The organism is Sulfuriferula sp. AH1 (genome assembly GCF_002162035.1).
Lineage (GTDB): Bacteria > Pseudomonadota > Gammaproteobacteria > Burkholderiales > Sulfuriferulaceae > Sulfuriferula.
Genome location: NZ_CP021138.1, coordinates 1,532,407 through 1,552,021, shown reverse-complemented (window position 1 = coordinate 1,552,021; position 19,615 = coordinate 1,532,407). Strand labels below are relative to the sequence as shown.

At 55.9% G+C, this 19,615-nt stretch carries 23 protein-coding genes; 12 read left to right on the top strand and 11 right to left on the bottom strand.

From position 1 onward, the window contains the following. The first annotated feature begins 40 nt into the window (after nucleotides 1–40). The 3 genes from sdhC to sdhA are packed head-to-tail and all read left to right on the top strand — an operon-like array spanning nucleotide 41 to nucleotide 2,474. Entirely contained in the window at nucleotides 41–415 is a 375-nt protein-coding gene (gene sdhC / locus CAP31_RS07910) for a succinate dehydrogenase, cytochrome b556 subunit (RefSeq protein ID WP_087447036.1), read from the top strand. Between the two features lie 8 nt (nucleotides 416–423). Further along, nucleotides 424–732 carry a succinate dehydrogenase, hydrophobic membrane anchor protein gene (sdhD, locus tag CAP31_RS07905; RefSeq protein WP_087447035.1) on the top strand — a complete coding sequence of 103 codons (309 nt, stop codon included), beginning with the start codon at nucleotides 424–426 and terminating at the stop codon, nucleotides 730–732. Further along, nucleotides 729–2,474: a succinate dehydrogenase flavoprotein subunit gene (gene sdhA, locus CAP31_RS07900; protein WP_087448319.1), complete on the top strand. Its 1,746-nt coding sequence runs from the start codon at nucleotides 729–731 to the stop codon at nucleotides 2,472–2,474. The genes sdhD and sdhA overlap by 4 nt, the downstream gene beginning before the upstream one ends. 91 nt (nucleotides 2,475–2,565) lie before the next feature. Here sdhA and CAP31_RS07895 read toward each other — a convergent pair whose 3' ends face one another. Beyond that, nucleotides 2,566–2,964 carry a hypothetical protein gene (locus CAP31_RS07895; protein WP_223247218.1) on the bottom strand — a complete coding sequence of 133 codons (399 nt, stop codon included), beginning with the start codon at nucleotides 2,962–2,964 and terminating at the stop codon, nucleotides 2,566–2,568. Nucleotides 2,965–3,198: 234 nt separating this feature from the next. Between CAP31_RS07895 and dnaQ the strand changes: the two genes are divergently transcribed. After that, a complete protein-coding gene (gene dnaQ, locus CAP31_RS07890; RefSeq protein ID WP_087447034.1) occupies nucleotides 3,199–3,900 on the top strand; it encodes a DNA polymerase III subunit epsilon in 702 nt (233 codons plus the stop codon). On the opposite strand, the gene CAP31_RS07885 is transcribed toward dnaQ, so the two are convergent. The 9 genes from CAP31_RS07885 to CAP31_RS07845 form a co-directional block, all read right to left on the bottom strand. Continuing rightward, the gene (locus CAP31_RS07885; protein WP_087447033.1) at nucleotides 3,897–4,103 is read right to left on the bottom strand and encodes a heavy-metal-associated domain-containing protein; all 207 of its coding nucleotides are present in this window, start codon (nucleotides 4,101–4,103) and stop codon (nucleotides 3,897–3,899) included. The two genes, dnaQ and CAP31_RS07885, sit on opposite strands and share 4 nt — an antisense overlap. A 12-nt stretch (nucleotides 4,104–4,115) precedes the next feature. Then, nucleotides 4,116–4,964 carry a phosphoserine phosphatase SerB gene (serB, locus tag CAP31_RS07880; protein WP_087447032.1) on the bottom strand — a complete coding sequence of 283 codons (849 nt, stop codon included), beginning with the start codon at nucleotides 4,962–4,964 and terminating at the stop codon, nucleotides 4,116–4,118. 4 nt (nucleotides 4,965–4,968) lie between these two features. Beyond that, a complete protein-coding gene (gene mfd, locus CAP31_RS07875) occupies nucleotides 4,969–8,376 on the bottom strand; it encodes a transcription-repair coupling factor (protein WP_087447031.1) in 3,408 nt (1,135 codons plus the stop codon). Between the two features lie 133 nt (nucleotides 8,377–8,509). Continuing rightward, nucleotides 8,510–9,034: an SCP2 sterol-binding domain-containing protein gene (locus CAP31_RS07870; RefSeq protein WP_223247217.1), complete on the bottom strand. Its 525-nt coding sequence runs from the start codon at nucleotides 9,032–9,034 to the stop codon at nucleotides 8,510–8,512. A gap of 123 nt (nucleotides 9,035–9,157) precedes the next feature. Further along, nucleotides 9,158–10,234 carry a transaldolase gene (gene tal, locus CAP31_RS07865; protein ID WP_087447030.1) on the bottom strand — a complete coding sequence of 359 codons (1,077 nt, stop codon included), beginning with the start codon at nucleotides 10,232–10,234 and terminating at the stop codon, nucleotides 9,158–9,160. A 17-nt stretch (nucleotides 10,235–10,251) separates the two neighbouring features. Next, nucleotides 10,252–10,905, bottom strand: a complete 654-nt coding sequence (locus CAP31_RS07860; protein ID WP_087447029.1) for a hypothetical protein — start codon at nucleotides 10,903–10,905, stop codon at nucleotides 10,252–10,254. Next, a complete protein-coding gene (locus CAP31_RS07855; protein ID WP_087447028.1) occupies nucleotides 10,902–11,852 on the bottom strand; it encodes an MlaD family protein in 951 nt (316 codons plus the stop codon). The genes CAP31_RS07860 and CAP31_RS07855 overlap by 4 nt, the downstream gene beginning before the upstream one ends. Further along, nucleotides 11,849–12,100, bottom strand: a complete 252-nt coding sequence (locus CAP31_RS07850) for a hypothetical protein (protein WP_087447027.1) — start codon at nucleotides 12,098–12,100, stop codon at nucleotides 11,849–11,851. Before CAP31_RS07850 ends, CAP31_RS07855 begins: the two co-directional genes overlap by 4 nt. Before the next feature lie 203 nt (nucleotides 12,101–12,303). Then, complete coding sequence (locus CAP31_RS07845; protein WP_223247216.1) at nucleotides 12,304–13,089, bottom strand: ABC transporter permease; 786 nt, start codon at nucleotides 13,087–13,089, stop codon at nucleotides 12,304–12,306. Between the two features lie 101 nt (nucleotides 13,090–13,190). On the opposite strand from CAP31_RS07845, the gene CAP31_RS07840 reads away from it, so the two are divergent. The 8 genes from CAP31_RS07840 (at nucleotide 13,191) to CAP31_RS07805 (ending at nucleotide 18,274) form a co-directional block, all read left to right on the top strand. After that, complete coding sequence (locus CAP31_RS07840; protein WP_087447026.1) at nucleotides 13,191–13,703, top strand: SH3 domain-containing protein; 513 nt, start codon at nucleotides 13,191–13,193, stop codon at nucleotides 13,701–13,703. An 18-nt stretch (nucleotides 13,704–13,721) separates the two neighbouring features. Beyond that, nucleotides 13,722–14,603 carry a M48 family metalloprotease gene (locus CAP31_RS07835; RefSeq protein ID WP_087448315.1) on the top strand — a complete coding sequence of 294 codons (882 nt, stop codon included), beginning with the start codon at nucleotides 13,722–13,724 and terminating at the stop codon, nucleotides 14,601–14,603. Between the two features lie 15 nt (nucleotides 14,604–14,618). Continuing rightward, nucleotides 14,619–15,608, top strand: a complete 990-nt coding sequence (gene rfaD, locus CAP31_RS07830) for an ADP-glyceromanno-heptose 6-epimerase (RefSeq protein WP_087447025.1) — start codon at nucleotides 14,619–14,621, stop codon at nucleotides 15,606–15,608. 8 nt (nucleotides 15,609–15,616) lie between these two features. Continuing rightward, nucleotides 15,617–16,504: a cysteine synthase CysM gene (gene cysM / locus CAP31_RS07825; protein ID WP_087448314.1), complete on the top strand. Its 888-nt coding sequence runs from the start codon at nucleotides 15,617–15,619 to the stop codon at nucleotides 16,502–16,504. A gap of 2 nt (nucleotides 16,505–16,506) precedes the next feature. Next, nucleotides 16,507–16,986, top strand: coding sequence for a tRNA adenosine(34) deaminase TadA (tadA, locus tag CAP31_RS07820; protein ID WP_087447024.1), 480 nt, complete (start codon nucleotides 16,507–16,509; stop codon nucleotides 16,984–16,986). Next, entirely contained in the window at nucleotides 16,983–17,483 is a 501-nt protein-coding gene (locus CAP31_RS07815) for a L,D-transpeptidase (protein ID WP_087447023.1), read from the top strand. Before tadA ends, CAP31_RS07815 begins: the two co-directional genes overlap by 4 nt. Before the next feature lie 102 nt (nucleotides 17,484–17,585). Then, nucleotides 17,586–17,870, top strand: a complete 285-nt coding sequence (locus tag CAP31_RS07810; RefSeq protein ID WP_087447022.1) for a type II toxin-antitoxin system HigB family toxin — start codon at nucleotides 17,586–17,588, stop codon at nucleotides 17,868–17,870. Then, nucleotides 17,867–18,274, top strand: coding sequence for a type II toxin-antitoxin system HigA family antitoxin (locus tag CAP31_RS07805; protein ID WP_087447021.1), 408 nt, complete (start codon nucleotides 17,867–17,869; stop codon nucleotides 18,272–18,274). The genes CAP31_RS07810 and CAP31_RS07805 overlap by 4 nt, the downstream gene beginning before the upstream one ends. Here the strand turns inward: CAP31_RS07805 and CAP31_RS07800 are convergent, their stop codons facing one another. Continuing rightward, complete coding sequence (locus CAP31_RS07800; protein WP_087447020.1) at nucleotides 18,275–19,579, bottom strand: M18 family aminopeptidase; 1,305 nt, start codon at nucleotides 19,577–19,579, stop codon at nucleotides 18,275–18,277. Nucleotides 19,580–19,615: the final 36 nt, after the last annotated feature.

Sequence of the window (19,615 nt, the reverse complement as noted above, 5' to 3'; positions counted from 1 at the left end):
GCAGGGCGAATGACATCAGTATTTTCGCCTCGTTATACCCATGGCTGCCTCCAAATCTCCTGTATACCTGAATCTGCTGCATATCCGCCTGCCCCTGCCGGGCTGGGTGTCGATCCTGCAGCGCATGAGCGGGGCATTGCTGTTTTTCTTGTTGCCTGTCCTTATTTACCTGTTTCATTTGTCGCTTGACGATGCCGGTTATGCGCAGCTCATGCACTGGCAGCAGTTATGGCCGGTCAGGTTGCTGATAATGGCGGTGTTATGGGCTTATTTGCAGCATTTCCTGGCCGGTATCCGTTTTCTGATGCTGGATATTCATATTGGCACGCGTTTGCCGCTGGCACGCCGGTTGGCCGGAGCGACTTTGGTAATGAGCGGATTGTTGGCGCTGCTGATCGCCGGAGGCTGGTGGTGAGGGTAGCCATGAAGATATGGCTGACGCAGCGGGTGAGCGCAGTAGTGCTGGCCGTTTATTCGATGCTGATGCCGGTTTACGTATGGATGCATGCACCGCTCGATGCACAGACATGGCGGCAATTATTTGATCCAATACCGGTACGGATGGCGACATTGGTATTCGTGCTGGCGCTGGTATTGCATGCATGGACAGGGGTGCGGGATATTTTACTGGATTACATTAAATTGCCGCGTTTGCGCGGTTTCCTGAATGCCGGCGCAGTGCTGTGGCTGCTGGCATGCGTGATTGCAGTGGTACGAACATTATGGCGCTGAAATTGACCAGGCAAACATTCGATGTCGTCATCGTCGGCGGCGGTGGCGCAGGCTTGCGCGCCGCCCTGCAATTGGCGGGTGCGGGCTGGCAAGTGGCGCTGGTGTCCAAGGTGTTTCCGACGCGCTCACATACGGTATCGGCGCAGGGCGGCATTACCGCGGCCTTGGGCAATGTCACCCCTGATAACTGGCATTGGCATATGTACGACACGGTCAAGGGTTCCGATTATCTGGGTGACCAGGACGCCATTGAATTCATGTGTCGCCACGCGGCAGAAGCCGTCATCGAGCTGGAGCACATGGGCTTGCCGTTTTCACGGCTGGAAAACGGGCGTATTTATCAGCGGCCATTTGGCGGGCAGTCGATGAATTTCGGCGGTGAACAGGCTACCCGCACTTGTGCCGCGGCGGATCGTACCGGACATGCATTGTTGCATACGCTGTATCAGCAGAATTTGCGGGTCGGCACCCATTTTTTTGATGAATATTTTGCGCTGGATCTGCTGCAGCATGGGGATGGGCGGATGTCCGGTGTAACCGCGATGTCGATCGCCACTGGCGAGACCCTGGCATTGGGTGCCCGGGCGATCCTGCTTGCGACCGGCGGCGCCGGTCGCATTTTCCAGCATTCCACCAATGCCCATATCAATACCGGCGATGGCCTGGGTATGGCGCTGCGAGCAGGTCTGCCGTTGCAGGATATGGAATTCTGGCAGTTTCATCCTACCGGCTTGCCGGGCTCCGGCAGTCTGATATCCGAGGGCGTGCGCGGAGAGGGCGGTTATCTGGTGAATGCTTTGGGTGAACGTTTCATGCAGCGTTATGCGCCTCATGCAATGGATCTTGCCAGCCGCGATATCGTGGCGCGCGCTCTGGCCACGGAAATCCATGCGGGACGCGGCTGTGGGGCAAATGCCGATACCATACACCTGAAGCTCGATCATCTGGGCGCAGATACGATTAAAGCGCGTTTGCCGGGCATCCGTGAGCTGGCCATACGCTTTGCCGGCGTCGATCCGATTACCGACCCCATTCCGGTCGTGCCTACCGCTCATTACATGATGGGGGGGATACCCACCAATCTGCACGGCCAGGTACTGGCTGGCGAGGCTGTTCCGGGTTTGTACGCCGTAGGCGAATGCGCATGCGTATCGGTACACGGCGCGAACCGGCTGGGCGGCAATTCGCTGCTGGATCTGGTGGTGTTCGGACGGGCGGCAGGGATGCATATCGCTGCCGAATTGACGCAAAATGGTGCAGCGCCCGCGATTTCGGATGAACAGCTGGCTGCCAGTCTGTCGCGCCTGAGTGCATGGGATAGGCGGGATGAGGGCGAGCCGGTTGCGACATTACGTAATGAGCTGCAAAAACTCATGCAGCGTCATTGCGGCGTATTCCGTACCGATGCCTTATTGCGCATCGGTTTGGCGGAGCTGGATAAGTTGCAGCAGCGCTTGCCAGGTGCGCGTATCACCGATCATGGTCATGTTTTCAACACGGCACGTATCGAAGCGCTGGAACTGGAGAATCTGTTTCCTGTCGCGCGCGCTACGCTGGTTTCCGCATTGGCACGCACTGAGAGCCGGGGTGCGCATGCGCGTGAAGATTTCCCGCAGCGCGACGACCGGAATTGGCTGAGACACAGTCTGTATCAAACCTTGAACGATCGGGTGACAACAAAATCGGTAAACTTGAGTCCGCAAACGGTGGAGGCTTTTGTGCCGGTAGCACGGGTGTATTGACAGGTTTAACGATGTGAAAGAGCGGGTGAACGGATACAGAGTCAAGAGCTGACAACGTCTCGACTCTATCCGGATGAAAAGTTGCGGACTGTTAGCGGCTGCCACCTGAATCCATTCCACCACTCCCCATTCTGCCTCCCATGCTTCCGCCGGGACTCATGCCTCTGCCTCCCGGTCCCATGTCTTTACCGGCGGCAGGAGGGGGCATGTCAGGCAGCGTAACTCCTCTTGCCTTGGCGCGTTCCTGCATTTGCTTGTGGTGCTCCAGGCGGTAGGCCTCCCGTTCCTGCTGGGTTTTCATGCTGCGCATCTTGGTACGGTATTCGTTACGTTCCTGTCGGGTCATTAACTGGCTGCCGTATACCGTCATCTGATTCTGGGTTTTTGTTTGAGTCTGCGTTTGGGTCGCATCCGCGGCAGTGGCAATCACCGGGCCTGATGACAGGGTACCCGCTATTACAGAAAGTATGAAAGTACGTTTATTAATCATGCTTCTCTCTCCTCATGCATCGCATAAAGGTCGTTTTCCCCCGACCCATCGGGTTCCATTATAAAAGTGATTAATTTTCAAGATATTATTCAATCTAGCATAAATTCCGGCTAATGGTGAGCGAATGCAGACTGGGCATGAAATAACTGCCGGAACGCGTTTACGGTGTGAGAACCAATGTCGATGCTACGATGTTAAAATGAATCATTCAGTATTAACCATGATGATGACACTATGACACGGCAAATTTTTCTGGATACCGAAACGACAGGTCTCGATCCCAAGCAGGGGCATCGCATTATCGAGGTGGCAGGGGTGGAGATGATCAATCGGCGCCCGACCGGTAGGCATTTTCATCGCTATCTTAATCCCGAGCGTGAAATTGATGCCGGAGCGGTGGCCGTGCACGGTTTAACGACGGAATTCCTGCAGGATAAGCCGCGTTTTGCCGATATCGTTGACGAGCTGCTGGAGTTTATGAGCGGAGCCGAACTGGTAATCCATAACGCACCGTTCGATATCGGTTTTCTCAATAGCGAATTGACACAATTAAAGCGCCCGCCCATGTCTGAGTATTGTCCTGAAGTGCTGGATACGCTTAAGCTCGCAAAGGATCTGCATCCCGGCCAAAAGAATAATCTCGATGCGCTATGCCGGCGTTACGAAGTGGATAACGCCAACCGGACTTTGCACGGCGCGCTATTGGATGCCGAGTTGCTGGCGGCAGTCTATCTGGGCATGACCCGCGGCCAGGAAAGCCTGATGATGGCGGTAGAGGTCGAGCAGGTAGTCCGCGCGCCGGCTGGAAGTGCGCAGCACGCAGCTATCCGTGTGATAGAGGCTGAGGCTGACGAACTGGCCGCCCATGAGGCAACACTCGCCGCCATCCAGAAAGAGAGCCGGGGCGCGTGTCTGTGGCTGGCTACCGAGGATTAAGCTACTTCGAAACCCGCTGTTTCAATCGCGTGTTTTAATGTCTCGACGCTGCTTTTCGCAGGATCGAATTCAACCTCGGCATTGGCGTGTTCCAGCGAGACATTAACAGCGTTGACGCCAGGCAATGCGCTCAATACGCGCTTTACGCTGTTGGTGCAGCCGCCGCAGGTCATTCCGGATATGTTCAAAACAATATGTTGCATGACTATGTCCTCTTAGAGTTTGCCCAATAGCGGCAGTACGCCGTCCAGATCATTATAGTTTAATGCATAATTTGCTTGCTGGCGCACGACAGGTTTGGCGTGATAGGCGATGGAAACGCCAGCTTGGGCCATCATCAGCAGGTCGTTGGCACCATCGCCGATCGCAATGACCTGTTTCTGCGCCAATCCCAATTCTTCGCGAACCTTGTTGAGCCAGTCGGCTTTGCCTTGCGCGTCCAGTATGTGGCCGAGCACGCGCCCCGTCAGCTTGCCGTCGATGATCTCCAGTGTATTGGCAGCGCTGAAATCGAGGTTGAGCCTGCTTTGCAGACGTTCGGTAAAATAAGTGAAGCCGCCCGATACCAGCAGGGTCTTGATCCCGCGTTGCTGCAGGGTATTGATGAGCGATTCAGCGCCAGGGGTAAGGCGCAGGCGTTCCTCATAAACGCGTTCCAGTGCGGAAGCTTCCAGCCCGGCCAGCAGCGCAACGCGGCGGGTGAGGCTTTCGGCGAACACGATTTCGCCGCGCATGGCGGATTCGGTAATCGCGGCAACTTCGGGCTTGATGCCGATCATGTCGGCGATCTCGTCGATGCATTCGATGGTAATCAGCGTGGAATCCATGTCCATCACCACCAGTCTGAAATCATTCAGATGGCGGTGAAATGGAATGAAGCCGTAATCCAGCCCGGCTTCGGCGCATAGTTCGGCGATAGCAGTCTGATTGCTGCTGTCGGCATTGACGAGTCTGAACGCTTGCTGGTTAATGGCTTCGATGGCGTCAACCGAACACAGCTTGGCAATCTGTTTCAGGGTTTGGGTAGGGACGTGAGGGCCCTGGATAATCAAATTGGTAAGCATGGTGTTAATTCAGTTCTTTCAAAAGGTTTCGGATGTTTTTGACGCGTTCGGCCAGCGTGTCGCTGGTGATGGTGACGCGCAATTTATCAGGCCCGGCCAGTTTGTAATGGCGGCGTGTTTGTATCAATTCTATTAGTCGCGCCGGATCAATCGGCGGCTTGGGAATGAATTGCAGGCTGATGGCGTCGCTGGAGGCATCCAGTTTGGCAATGCCGAGGGGTTTCGCCAGCAGGCGCAGCCGATGCGATTCCACTAGCGCCTGGGCCGATTCGGGCAGCAATCCGAAACGGTCGACCAGCTCGGCATGGAGCGCGTCCAGATCGTCCTGATCGTTACAGTTGGCCAGCCGTTTGTACAGCACCAGACGTTCATGTATATCGCCGCAATAGCTGTCGGGGAGCAGGGCGGGGGTGTGCAGATTGATTTCCGTGGTGACGCCGAGTGGCTGGTTCATGTCCGGTTCCAGGCCTTTTTTCAGCGCGGCGACGGCATGATTGAGCATGTCGTTGTACATGCTGAAGCCGATCTCCTGCATGCTTCCGCTTTGCGAGTCGCCGAGTACTTCGCCAGCACCGCGTATTTCCAGATCGTGCATGGCCAGATGAAAGCCCGCGCCGAGGTCTTCCATCATCTGCAGGGCTTCCAGTCGCTTCTTGGCGGCGGGCGTAATGGCATCCTCTTCCGGTGTCAGCAGGTAAGCGTAGGCCTGATGGTGCGAGCGCCCGACCCGTCCGCGCAGCTGGTGCAGCTGCGCCAGTCCGAACTTGTCGGCGCGGTTCATGATGATGGTGTTGGCGGTAGGGATATCGATACCGGTTTCGATAATGGTAGTGCACAGCAGAACGTTGACCTGCTGCTGATGGAAGTCGCGCATGACGTGCTCCAGCTCGCGTTCGGGCATTTGCCCGTGTGCTACGCGGATGCGCGCTTCGGGCAGCAGCTTGGCGAGTTTGGCTTCCATGTTGTAGATGGTGTCGACTTCGTTATGCAGGAAATATACCTGCCCGCCGCGCTTGAGTTCACGCAGCACCGCTTCGCGGATGACGCCGTCGGAGTAGCGTGAGACGAAGGTCTTGATCGACAGCCGTTTCTGCGGCGGCGTGGTGATTACCGAAAAATCGCGGATACCTTCCAGCGACATCGCCAGCGTACGCGGAATAGGCGTGGCGGTCAGCGTCAGCACATCGACCTCGGCGCGCAGCACTTTCATCTGTTCCTTCTGGCGCACACCGAAACGGTGCTCCTCGTCGATGATGACCAGTCCCAGATTCTTGAATATCACGTCCTTTTGCAGCAACTTGTGCGTGCCGATGACGATATCGATCGTGCCTGCGGCCAATCCTGCCAGCGCTTGTGTCTGTTCCTTGGCGGAGCGGAAACGCGACAGCTCGGCGATGCGCACCGGCCAGTCGGCGAAGCGGTCGGAGAAATTCTGGAAGTGCTGTTCGGCCAGCAGCGTGGTGGGCACCAGCACGGCGACCTGACGGCCGTCCATCAGCGCGACGAATGCGGCGCGCAGTGCCACTTCGGTTTTGCCGAAGCCGACATCCCCGCATACCAGCCGGTCCATCGGCCGCGCCGCGCACAAATCATTGATGACAGCTTCAATCGCGCTGGCCTGGTCTATGGTTTCCTCGAAGCCGAAACCTTCGACAAAGGCGTCGTAATCATGCTGTTTCATAGTGAAGGCATGGCCCTGGCGTGCGGCGCGGCGTGCATACAGATTAAGCAGCTCGGCGGCGGTGTCACGCGCCTGTTCCATGGCGCGTCGCTTGGCTTTTTCCCATTGCCCGCTGCCCAGTCTGGACAAGGCCACAGATTCGGGCGCGGCACCGCTGTAACGGCCGATCAGATGCAGTTGCGAAACGGGGACATAGAGTTTGTCGCTGCCTGCGTATTCGAGCAGCAGGAATTCGGTCTCGCCTTCGCCCAGATCCATGCTGACCAGACCCAGATAGCGCCCGATACCGTGATCGGCGTGCACCACCGGATCGCCGACTTTGACTTCGGATAAATCGCGCAGCATGCCGTCAACCTGGCTGCGGCGCTGTGCGGTGCGGTTGCGGATGCGAACGGTGGTGGCGTATAACTCGGATTCGGTGATGAATGCCGACGGCGGCGTAGTCTGCAGGATAAAACCATGCGCCAGCGGAGCTACACCCAGACGGGGCTGGGCGAGATTTTCCAGGCAAGTGCTGTAATCCTCACATACGCCCAATTTGATGCCATGCTCGGTAAAATACTGGGTCATGGTCTCACGTCGGCCAAGACTTTCGGCCAGGAGCAGGATTTTCCCCCCGAAACTGTCGATGAAAGCCTTGATGCGGTGCAGCGGATCATCGGCACGGCGTTCGACGCTCAGGTCGGGCAGAGGACGAGTCAGGCCCTCTGCGGTGACGCCTTGGCTGATTTCAACGCGCGCATGCGATTTCAAATGGCCGAACAGGGCGTCCACTGCGAGGAACAGGTCTGCAGGTGGCAGGATAGGCCGTTGCGGATCGCCGCGCATGAGTTTGTAGCGCGTTTCGGTGTCGCGCCAGAATTCATTGGCGGCAGTTTCAATGTCGCCATGCAGGCAAATGACGGCGTTATCCGGCACGTAATCGAACAGGCTGGCAGTCTGTTCAAAGAACAGCGGCAGGTAATATTCGATGCCGGCAGGCGCCAGACCATTGCTGACATCCTTGTAAATCTGGCGTTTGGAGGCATCGCCTTCAAAACGGTCACGGAAATTCTGGCGGAACAGCGCGATACCCGCTTCGTCCAGCGGGAATTCGCGTGCCGGCAGCAGCCGAATTTCCTTTACCGGATAAATGCTGCGCTGGGTATCGACGTCAAAGGTGCGTATGCTTTCGATCTCGTTGTCGAATAGATCGATACGGTAAGGCAGCGCGCTGCCCATCGGAAACAAGTCGAGCAGGCCGCCGCGCACGCTGAATTCGCCGGGGGAGAGCACCTGGCTGACGGCGGTGTAGCCGCTGTCAGACATCTGCTGACGCAATGCATCGACGTCCAGAGTCTGCCTTTGCTTCAGGAAGAATGTGTAGGCGCCAAGATATGTCGGCGGGGTAAGGCGGTAGAGCGCGGTGGTCACCGGCACGATCGCGATGTCGCACTGGCTTTGCGAGATATGATAAAGCGTCGCTAGCCGTTCTGAAATCAGATCCTGATGCGGCGAAAAGTGATCGTACGGCAAGGTTTCCCAATCCGGCAGCAGATTGATGGTCAGCTTGGGGGCGAACCAGCGGATTTCATCGAGCAGACGCTGTGCATCCAGCGCATTGGCAGTGAGTACTACGACAGGTCCGGATTGTGCTGCGAGTTCGCTAATCGCCAGCGCGTCAGCCGAGCCGACTAACGGCTCGATTTGAACACGTTGACCAGAAGGCGGCAGAGGTTGGTTGATAAGCATGAGCGCAGAAACTGGCAAGTAAACGCGTTATTTTAACCTAGAATTGCAAGCGGCAGGAGAGCAAGTAAGTGCGGAGGAACGGAGGGATTAGACGAGAACCGGGTCTCGTCTAATGTGCTGCATGAGATTCTGCTTATTTAGGGCAGCTGGTTTCCGTAGAAGGCACCTGGCCAGCGAGCAGCAGGAATTGCTCGAACGGTGTCATGACGCTCATGGCTTCCCATTTAGGACCCTGGAATTGCAGGCGTCCGAACATCATGGCTTTCATCGGGCCGTATTCTCCTGCACCCATTTCATGCCATTTCTCGGTGGTGGCGTACATCAGGTAATCCGCGCCGGAATCAAGTTTCGCCATTTCGATCTTGCCGCCGTAAGTGCACAGCGCCTTGCCATTTTTATCGGAAATACGCATTTCGACTTGCGGGCTGTTCTCGCAATCGCTGCGGTACAAGTGGATGACTTTATAGCCACGGCCTTTATTGTTGCCGATCCATTTGCCGCCCAGGCCATCGGTCAGTTTGGGATTTTTATTAAAGGCTTCACAGGCTTGAGCGGCCCATTCGGCGGACATCAATACCGGTGCAGCTGTTGCGGTGCCGGCGAATGCCGATAACATCAGGCCGGAGAACAGGGTGAGGCTTTTCATACGCTTAATCATGCAGTGAGTCTCCTAATTTAATAATTGAATTTTGATTATTGTGCGTCAGTAATAATTACTGCACGCAAAAAGTTACCTGCATAACCGGTGGCTGTCAAACATAAAATGGCAGACTTTATTGAATCAACAGGTTAGCAGGATTTGCTGGTAAGAATCGGCGAACAGTTTGAGACCTTCCTGCTGCAGGATTTCACCGACTTCGTCCGGGAAAATCCCCAGTTTTTCCAGCGCCAGATAATCGTTCTGCGCCTGCTCGATCCCGGTTTCGAGCGTGGCGGCTACGGTGCCGTGATCGCGGAATGCATTGATGGTCGCATTGGGTGCCGTGTTTACCGTTTCTGCACCGATCAGGTTGTCGATGTATTTCACATCCGAATAAGCGCTATTTTTGGTGCCGGTACTGGCCCATAACAAATATTGCGGACGGCAACCGGCCTTGACGAGATCGGCAAAATATTCGCCGTGGAATAACTGCTTGTAGCGCTGATAGGCCAGTTTGGCTACGGCGAGTGCGGCATGTCCCTGCAATGCCAGCGCCGGTTCGGTACCGATGGCGGCCAGTCGCGGGTCGATATGGGAATCGATGCGGGACAGGAACAGGCTGGCTACTGCCTTGACGCTGCGCCCGTCGCCCCCTTGTGCAATGAAATGCCGCATGCCGCGAATATAGGCTTCGAGGATGCGGATGGTCTGCGTGATCGAGAATAATAAAGTGACATTGATCGATATGCCTTCGCCTATCAGTTGCTCGAAAGCGGCAACTCCGGCTGTCGTTCCCGGCACTTTAATGAGGACGTTGGGGCGGTTTACCGCAGCGCGTAAACGCCGGACGGTGGCAACGGTGGCATTCGTATCGTGAGAGAGGCTGGGTGAGACTTCGAGACTGACGTAGCCGTCATTGCCCTCGGTACGCTTGAATACAGGCAATAGCATATCGCAAGCGGCCTGGATATCCGGGATGACAAGCGCTTCGTAGCGGGCTTCGGCATCCGTGACTGTCGTTTTAAGGCGCGCCATGTCGGCTTTATAGTAAGGGCTGTCAGTCATTGCCTTATGGAAAATGGTCGGATTGGAGGTAATCCCCGAGATACCGTCTTCCTTGATAAGGCGCGCCAGTTCGCCATCCTGCAGCAATGTGCGCGAGAGGTTATCCATCCAGATGGATTGCCCGTATGCGTTGATTTCACTTAATTTGCTCATATCGATCTCCTGATTATCTAATGCAGTGATGATTCAATGATTTCTATTCTAGTCCGTATTTGCTGGAGCTGCGCCGACTCGGTCGTGTTTTTTTCCTCAAGCAGCAAATAGGCGAGCAGCGGCCGCCGCCAGCCTTGCGCCGCTGCGGTATCCGCAGCTATTTGCAAGGTCTTCAGGTTGAACTGGTTGCGTTTTACCGCAACGCCGCTGGCGACGAGGCGCGAAAGCGGATCATTGATGTGTTGCAACAGCGGGTTGATATCGTCAGCGGTGGATTTGTTCACGAGTGGCGCGTATTGCGCCGGCAGGTCGGCGCTGTTAAGTCCTTGCCAGTCTCCGCTGATAAAGCGGTAATAAGCGGCATCCTGAGCGCTGGTCGCATTTGCCGCCAGCGCGGTGTATGCCTGGCAAGGGGACGGATCGACAGCTGCGGTCTGTACGCCGCATTTGACCAGCTCCAGGTGGGCGACGGCGGCGATATCCCCGGTAGCTGCTGTGGCCGCACGTGATTTGGCGAAGCTGGCTTCGGCCAGCTTGCTGCGTCCTTCCAGATAATACTGGGTATAGCGGGCGATTCCTGTCTGGGTGTCGATTTTCCAGTCGGGGACGGTGGGGCCGCCGCTGCATGCGGCCAGCGTGCTTAACAATATCAGGCTGAAAAGGGTTTTCATGGCAGCTTGACCTCGCCAGCCTTGCCTGACGGCAGGAAACGGTTGATTCTGGTGATGAGCTGATTGGTTTTGCTGATGGCTTCATCAACCTCGGAACGCAATTGCCCCATGTCATCCGTACCTTCTTTCAGATTGGCGGTGAGCCCATTGGCATTGACCAGCAATTCATCGACCTTTTTAAGGCTGGTGCGGATATCTTCCAGAATTAACGGCAGCTGGGCTACGGACTGGTTGGCATTATCCAGTAGTCCCCCTTTGTCAAAAGCCTGGTGGTCGAGCTTGTGCGATATCTGGTTGAGGTTCGCTGTCAGCTCGCGGGTGTGCTGCAGCGTATCCATCAATACTTGCGCGTTCTGCTCGCTCCCCAGCACGCCTTGCGCCACGCCGTATTTGCCGGTCATCTGCCGGGTAATGGTTTTTGCATTACTCAGGGTCGCATTGATTTCACCGTCGCGTCGCGTCAGATACGCCACGTTTTTGGCGACCGTGCTTAATTGATCCAGAATGTCATTGGCCTTGGCTGCCAGGGCCGGGACATCGACACCGCCGCTGCCCAGATTAAGCAGATATTCCTTTTTCGGATTCAGCAAAGGATTGTTCAGATTGCTGACTTCAACCCGGATTTTGGCAGCGCCTACCAGCGGTTTGTCGAGGGAGAACTGGCTATTTGTGCGCAGCCATTTGCTTTGCCGGCTATCGACACTGACGATGATGCGCGCCATGCCCTGCGGGGTGAGCGAAATTGAACTGACTTTGCCGATGGTGATACCGCGAAAGCTGAGCGGCATGCCGACATTGATGTTCTCGGCGTTGGGGGCGATCAGCGTGTATTGCAGGCTGTGCTCGAACCAGCCACGGGCGTAGAGCAGATAAATGAAGGAGGAGGCGCTGATCAGCACGGCGGTGAGAAGAAACAATCCCACTTTGAATTGTATGGACTTATTCATTTTCGATACTCATAAACGGATTGATTCCAGATGTAATCGATGATGCGATGATCGCTGTATTCGTGCTGCAGACAGTCCAGCATGTCATGCAATACCTGAGGATACGGTACATCGGCCAGCAGCAGGGCAGGGCGGTCTATGACGATGAGCGGACGGCGCAGCATGATGGCGCGTGCCATTTTTACCGCAAAGCGCTGGGTCAGCGTCAAGTCTTCGTCGCGTTTGAGCGCTATGTCGCCATGCGTCATGCAGTCAAGTACGCGCTGGGCCTGAGCGCTGGCTTCATGCCAGGGCGTAGCATGATGGAATTGGGCGATCAGTGCGATGTTTTCCAGCGCGGTCAGGTTTACCCGTAACGGCAGATCGGGGGAAACCAGCGCGCATTCGTATCCGCTGTCGCCCAGCAGTGCGCGGATTTGCGTCCGCCGTGCCGGCTCGTCATCGCACCACGTTACATGTATTTGAACGTCAATGATGCCACCTCGATCAATACAATTGCAAAGAACACGCGCATCATGCCCTTGAGTACCGAGACCGGCACCAGAAACAGACGCTTGGGGATTTCCAGACCGGTCTTGATCGGAATCAGCGTGACACACAGACCGAACAGGATGGTTTTACCTGTCAGCCCCAGCACCTGCGTTACCGGCAGCAATTGTGCCATGTCATGCGTATAGTTTGCCAGATTGCTCCAGTCCAGGCCGTATATGACGAAGAACGCCACCACGAGTGCACTGAGTGCAGACAAGCCGGTCAGCGCCAGTACCGAGAGCACGCCGCCGACAACGCGAGGCATGAATTCATAGCGGGCAGGGTCGATTTGCGCATGCTCGAACGCCACGATCTCGTTGTTGACATGCATGAGCGCGATTTCGGTATTGATCGCAGCGCCGGAGCGCAAGGCGACAAACAGCACCGACAGCAGCGGCAATAACTCCATGACCAGAAACCCCACAATCAGGCCGGGCACATACTCGGACAGACCGAAATCGCGTGCGACCGACACCATGATCCGGATCAGCACGCTGCTGATAACCAATGAATAAATCAGGAAAATCGGCAACGCCTGCACTGCGGTAAAGTAGATTTGCTTGGTGATGATCCAGCGTGTCGCGCTGTCATAGGTGTGGGGGTTGAACGCGACTTCAAGCAGATGAAAGCCGAAGCGCAGCAAGGCCATGAAAGCCGCCCAGCGCTTCAATACTGCATCGCCCAATTGTTCAATCCAAGCCGTCAATGCAGATTCCCTGTTGTTATTAATGGTGATTAGTATCTATTGTGAGCGCGCAATGCGCAAGTCGGGGTAGAATAATTTATCTTTACCTGCCGGAGGCTATTATGATCAATCGACGCGTAAGCATCGCACTTTGCATGATGTTACTAAGCGGTGCCGTGCATGCCGCCCAGAATGGCGTACTGATAAGAAGTGAAATATTGCATGCCCAGCCTGCAAGCAGCAGCGCGAATGTAGGCAGCGTCGCCAAAGGCAGCAACGTGAATGTCCTCGCCAAAAAGAGTGGCTGGATACAGGTCCGCACCGGGACAAAACAAGGCTGGGTAAGGATATTGTCGGTGCGCACTTCGGCAGCCTTTGCCAGCAGCGCCGCATCCGATATCGCCGGTGTCGCGCAAATGGCGACCGGGAAACGTCAGCCCGGGCAGATCGTAGCCACGGCGGGTGTGCGCGGTCTGAGCGAAGAGGACCTGAAAGCGGCGCATTTTAATGAACAGGGGTTGAATGAGCTGGCAGGTTATAAACTGAGCGCTTCTGCGGCGCAGAGTTTTGCCCGTCAAGGCAAGCTGGTTCGCCGGTCCATCCCCTACCTTCCTGATCCTAATGCGGCTAATTAACTCGCGGAGCAAATCATGATGAAAAAAATATTAATGGTATTGCTGGCAACCGTATCCGTTGCGCCATTGGCGAATGCATTTGATTTGAATGACCTGGGCAATGTTCTGAAACAGTTCCCCACCAATCAGAATACGACGACCACGACTGAGCAGCCTGCAAGTAATAAACTTGATCCGGCTACCGTCCTGCTCGGGGCGCTGAGACAGAATTCGGTGGATGACGAAGTGCAGATCGGCCGCCAGATTGCGGGTAACCTGTTGGGTGCATCGCCGCTGGTCAAGAATGCCGCATTGCAGCATTACGTCAATCAGGTCGGGCGCTGGGTGGCGCTGCAAAGCGAGCGCCCGGATCTGCCCTGGCAGTTCGGTGTCATCGACAGTACCGACATTAATGCGTTTTCGGCGCCGGGCGGATATGTATTTATAACCAAAGGATTGTACAATAAACTTAATAATGAATCTGAACTTGCAGGCGTGCTGGGACATGAGATCGCGCACGTGGTGCGCAAGCATCAGCTTAAAATTCTGCAGCAAAGCCAGTGGATAGGTCTCGGCGCCGATGCGCTGGGCAGGGAAGTCAAGGGTCAGGACACTATCCAGAATCTGATCGGCAGCGGCGCCGAGATCATGTCGCGCCGGCTGGATAAAAATGCCGAGTTCGAGGCCGATCGCATGGGCCTGGTGCTGGCCGCCCGTGCCGGTTACGATGCTTATGGCCTGCCTGCCGTTCTGGAAGAGATCGGCCATGTCGCGCCGGGTGACAGCAGTGTTGCGCTGTTATTCAAAACCCATCCTGCGCCCGATGTGCGCTTTAGCATGTTGAGCGCGGCCGTCGGCGACCGTCTGGATAATCTGCCGCCGGGGAAAGAGCTTGCAGACCGTTTTCATCGCGTCAAATAATCAGGAAAGATTACTATGTATTATGTGGTTACAGGAGCAGCCGGTTTTATCGGCTCCAATATCGTCAAGGCGCTGAACGCCCGGGGCGTCACTGACATTATCGCGGTCGATAATCTCAGCCATGCTGACAAGTTTAGCAATCTGGTGGAATGTGAAATCGCGGATTACATCGATAAGACCGATTTCCTGCAGCTCATGCATAAAAATGCCCTGGACGGCGCGGTGCTGGCTTTGTTCCATCATGGCGCATGCACCGATCCGCTGGAAAGCGACGGGCGTTACGTGATGGAGAACAACTACCGCTATTCGATGGATATGCTGGATTTCTGCCAGGAGAATCAGACGGCTTTCCTGTATGCCTCATCGGCAGAGGTATATGGCGCCAGTAATGTATTTGCCGAGGCGCGAGCGAATGAGTCGCCTCTCCATGTGGGCGCCTATTCCAAATTCCTGTTCGATCAGGCTGTACGCCGGATTTGGGAAGACCGGACCTCGCAAATCGTCGGTTTGCGTTATTTCGATGTATACGGTCAGGACGAACAGCATAAAGCCGATGCGGCATCCGTCGTTTATCAGTGTTTCAGCCAGTTCATGGCAAATGGCAAGGTCACCTTGTTCAAGGGCGCTGAAAGCGTTGCGAACGGCGAACAGAGCCGTGATTTTGTCTCTGTTACGGACGTGGTGCAGGCAAATATGTGGTTTCTCGATCATCCCGGGCAATCCGGCATTTTCAATATCGGAACCGGGCGCAGCCATACGTACAATGATGTCGCCGTCGCCGTGATCAACCAGTGCCGCCGGCTCGCCGGAAAGTCAGCGCTGGAGCTGGCCTGGCTGCAGGCGCAGGGCATGATCGAATATGTCGATTTTCCTGAGAAGCGCCAGGCCCGTACCCAGGCCGATATCAGTGCCCTGCGGCAGGCAGGCTACGACGCACCCATGCTTGATCTGGAACAAGGCGTGGCAACTTATGTCGATGCATTATATAAACAGTACAAGGCCTGATCATGCCTATCTATAAAACTCTGGAAGATTTCGTCGGCAATACTCCGCTGGTCAAGCTCAAGCGCATGCCGGGTCAAACCGGCAATACCATACTGGTCAAACTGGAAGGCAATAATCCCGCCGGGTCGGTGAAAGACCGTCCGGCGCTGAACATGATCAACCGTGCCGAGGCTCGCGGCGAGATTCGTCCCGGCGATACCCTGATCGAAGCCACCAGCGGCAACACCGGCATTGCGCTGGCGATGGCTGCTGCCATGCGCGGCTACAAGATGATACTGGTGATGCCCGAGCACATGAGCATAGAGCGGCGTCAGGTGATGCGTGCATTCGGTGCAGAGATCGTATTGACCAGCAAAACCGGTAGCATGGAAGAAGCCATCGACGTAGCCAATAAAATGCAGCAGGCCGGGCAGGGCAAGATCCTCGACCAGTTCAGCAACAGCGACAATCCACAAGCGCATTTTGATACCACAGGCCCCGAGATATGGCGCGATACCGAAGGCACGGTGACGCATTTCGTCAGCAGCATGGGCACCACCGGCACGATTACCGGTACCGCGCACTTCCTCAAATCGCAGAATCCCGCAGTGCGTATCGTCGGTGTGCAGCCGGAAGAAGGCGCACAAATCCCCGGCATCCGCAAATGGCCGGAAGCCTATCTGCCGAAGATCTACGACAGGCAGTGCGTGGACGAGATCCGGCTGGTGAGTCAGGCCAACGCCGAGGAAACCACGCGCCGGCTGGCACGCGAAGAAGGCATCTTCGCCGGGATATCCTCGGGCGGCGCGCTATTCGCCGCACTGGAGCTATCCAGGCAGGTCAGCAATGCCATCATCGTTTCCATCGTCTGCGATCGCGGCGACCGTTATCTATCCACCGGCGTGTTTCCGGCCTGAATATGGCTGACGATGCGTTTTTTATGCACGAAGCGCTGGCGCTGGCACAGCAAGCCTGGCAAATGGGTGAAGTGCCGGTCGGTGCTGTAGTCGTGCACGAAGGCAAGATCATCGGGCGCGGTGCCAATGCGCCTATCTCGCGGCATGATCCCTCCGCCCATGCGGAAATGCTGGCACTGCGCGATGCTGCGCAGTATCTGAGCAACTACCGTCTGCCTGAAGTAAGCCTGTATGTCACGCTGGAGCCATGCGCCATGTGCGCCGGGGTAATCATGCATGCGCGTGTCTCGCGGCTGGTGTTCGGTGCCAGCGATCCGAAAACCGGCGCGGCCGGCAGCGTGCTCAACCTGTTTGATGAACGCCGGCTCAATCATCACACCGAGATTCAGGGCGGCGTGCTGGCAGCCGAATGCGGTGCCATGCTGTCGGCCTTCTTTGCCGAGCGTCGCGCCCAGCTCAAGAAAGTGAATGCAGCCGTATGAAAAAACGCATAGAGATCAGCATTCGCCTGCAGCAGTTGTATCTGTTTGAAGATGACGACAACGGCGACCCGCAGCTATTGCGGCAATATCCGGTATCCACTGCCGCCAACGGCCCTGGCGAGCAGATGGGCAGCTATAAAACCCCACGTGGTCGTCATGTTATCAGCGATAAAATTGGTGCAATGGCGCCGCTGTTTGCGGTATTCAGTGCCCGTCAGCCCACCGGCGAAATCTGGAACCCGCAACTGGGTGCCGCTCATCCCGAGCGCGACTGGATATTAAGCCGCATCCTGTGGCTGGACGGACGTGAACCCGGCAAAAACCAGGGCGGCGAAGTCGATACCCATGCCCGTTATATCTACATCCACGGCACCAGCGAAGAACACCTCATCGGCAAGCCGACCTCGCACGGCTGCGTACGCATGCGCAACGCCGATGTGGCGGATCTGTTTGAACGGGTGGAAGAGGGTGCTGCGGTGAATATTACTGAATGGTAAATCATGGCTTTGGCGGATCGATTTGAACTATTCACGCTAATTTCATTTGGGAATCGTTTATTCTGATTGTTGTAAATATCCCAAAAAGGGATATAATTATCTATGCATATTATTTCCCACTTGAAAATAATCCAGGCGCAAGCGGTACATCCTGATTGTAGTAGTGCACTGGATCAATGGTACAGGCTTACGAAGCGAGCAAACTGGCGCAATTTTGCTGAAGTGAAAGCGTGTTTTCCGGCTACTGACAAGGTGGGAGATAAGTACGTATTTGATGTGGGCGGCAATAAATTACGACTGATTGCGGCCATCCACTTCAATCTTGGCCGAGTATTTGTGCGGGCGGTGCTGACGCATAAGCAATACGATAAAGGAGACTGGAAATGAATGCACGACTGGATGTTGCGCTCGCACATTGGGGTTATATCGCCCCACTGCTAACGCCACCTGCAACCGAGGCTGAATATCAGGCTTTGGTTGAATCGCTGGATGCGGTACTGGATGCGGGTGGTGCTGATGAATCGCACCCTTTGGCAGGGTTGGCTGTCATGTTAGGCGATTTGGTATCCGCTTATGAGCAGGTGCACTATGCTATGCCGCCTGCAATGAGCGGGGCTGAGGTATTGCAGTTTTTGATGGAGCGAGAAGGTTTACGTCAGTCGGATTTGCCGGAGATCGGCAATCAGGCCAAAGTATCTGAAATTTTATCCGGCAAGCGCAGCATCAATCTGCGCCAGGCACGTGCACTGGCTGCCAGATTCGGTGTGTCATTGGCGTTGTTGGCAGCCTGACTAGCTCCTAAACGCTGCCTGCATGGCTGCAATCATGTAGCCATGATCCATTACCCCCGCGCTTTCGCGCAGACTATGCATCGCCCACATCGGGCAGCCCACATCGACACTGGCAATTCCCAGACGTGACGCAATAATAGGCCCTATGGTGCTGCCGCAACCGAGGTCGGTGCGGTGAGTGTAATGCTGCACTGGCACGCCCGCAGCCTCGCACAGCGTCATGAACCGCGCCGCAGTATCGGCATTGGTGGTGTAACGTTGGTTGGCGTTGGTCTTGATCACCGGGCCGGCATTTACCATCACCCGGTGGCTGGGTTCATAGGCATTGAGAAAATTGGGGTGATACGCATGCGCCATATCGGCGCTGATAAAGAAGCTTTGCGCCAGCGCGCAATGTTGCGCTTCTGCATCCAGACCAAGTGCGTTGGCGATGCGCTGAATCATGTCCTGGGCAAAACTGCCGCCCGCACCGGTGGCGCTCTCGCTGCCCACTTCTTCGTGATCGAAGAAAGCGCAAATATTGGTTGCACTGGCATCTTCGCTGGTGAGCATTGCGGTCAATGCCGAATGGCAGGACGCCAGATTATCAAGCTGACTGTCGGCGATGAATTCCTGATCTGCACCCCAGAACGCACCGCGCTGGGTATCAAACACATTCAGCTCATAGGTCAGAATGTCATTGATATTCACGTCCAATGTGCTGGCAACGTGGCTGAGAAACTGCTCGCGTGCGGTTTGTTTGTCTGAAGCCAGCCCGAAGATCAGCGGCAGTTCGGTCTGCTTGTTGAGCTTCAGTCCCTGCTCATTGACCTCGCGGTTCATGTGTATAGCCAGATTGGGCAGGCGCACCAGCGGGGTATCGAATTTCAGTAGACGCGTGGTAAAACCATCCGCGGTGCGAATATTGACGCGCCCGGCCAGGCTCAGATCGCGGTCGGTAAAGGTCGCCAGAATAGGCCCGCCGTACACTTCCACCCCCAGCCTGACCACGCCGTCGCTGGCCTGCGCGGTATGGGTCTTCAGACGCAAGCCCGGCGAATCGGTATGCGCGCCTATCATGCGAAAGCCGGTCTCAGCCAGACTGCGCTGCCCCAACCGGAAGGCGATCACCGATGCACCGCCACGCACGACGAAATAGCGCCCGCCCTGCATCAGGTTCCAGCGCTCGGTTTCCTTCAGCTCGCTATAGCCTTGGGCCAGCAGGCGTTGCACGACGCTTTGCACCGCATGCCAGGGGCTGGGGCTGGCATCGATGAAATTGAGGAGGTCTTGCGCCTGGGCACGGGTCTGGTCGGGAATGGTCATTGCGGTTAGCTATCATCAAAAATATCAGTCGATGAT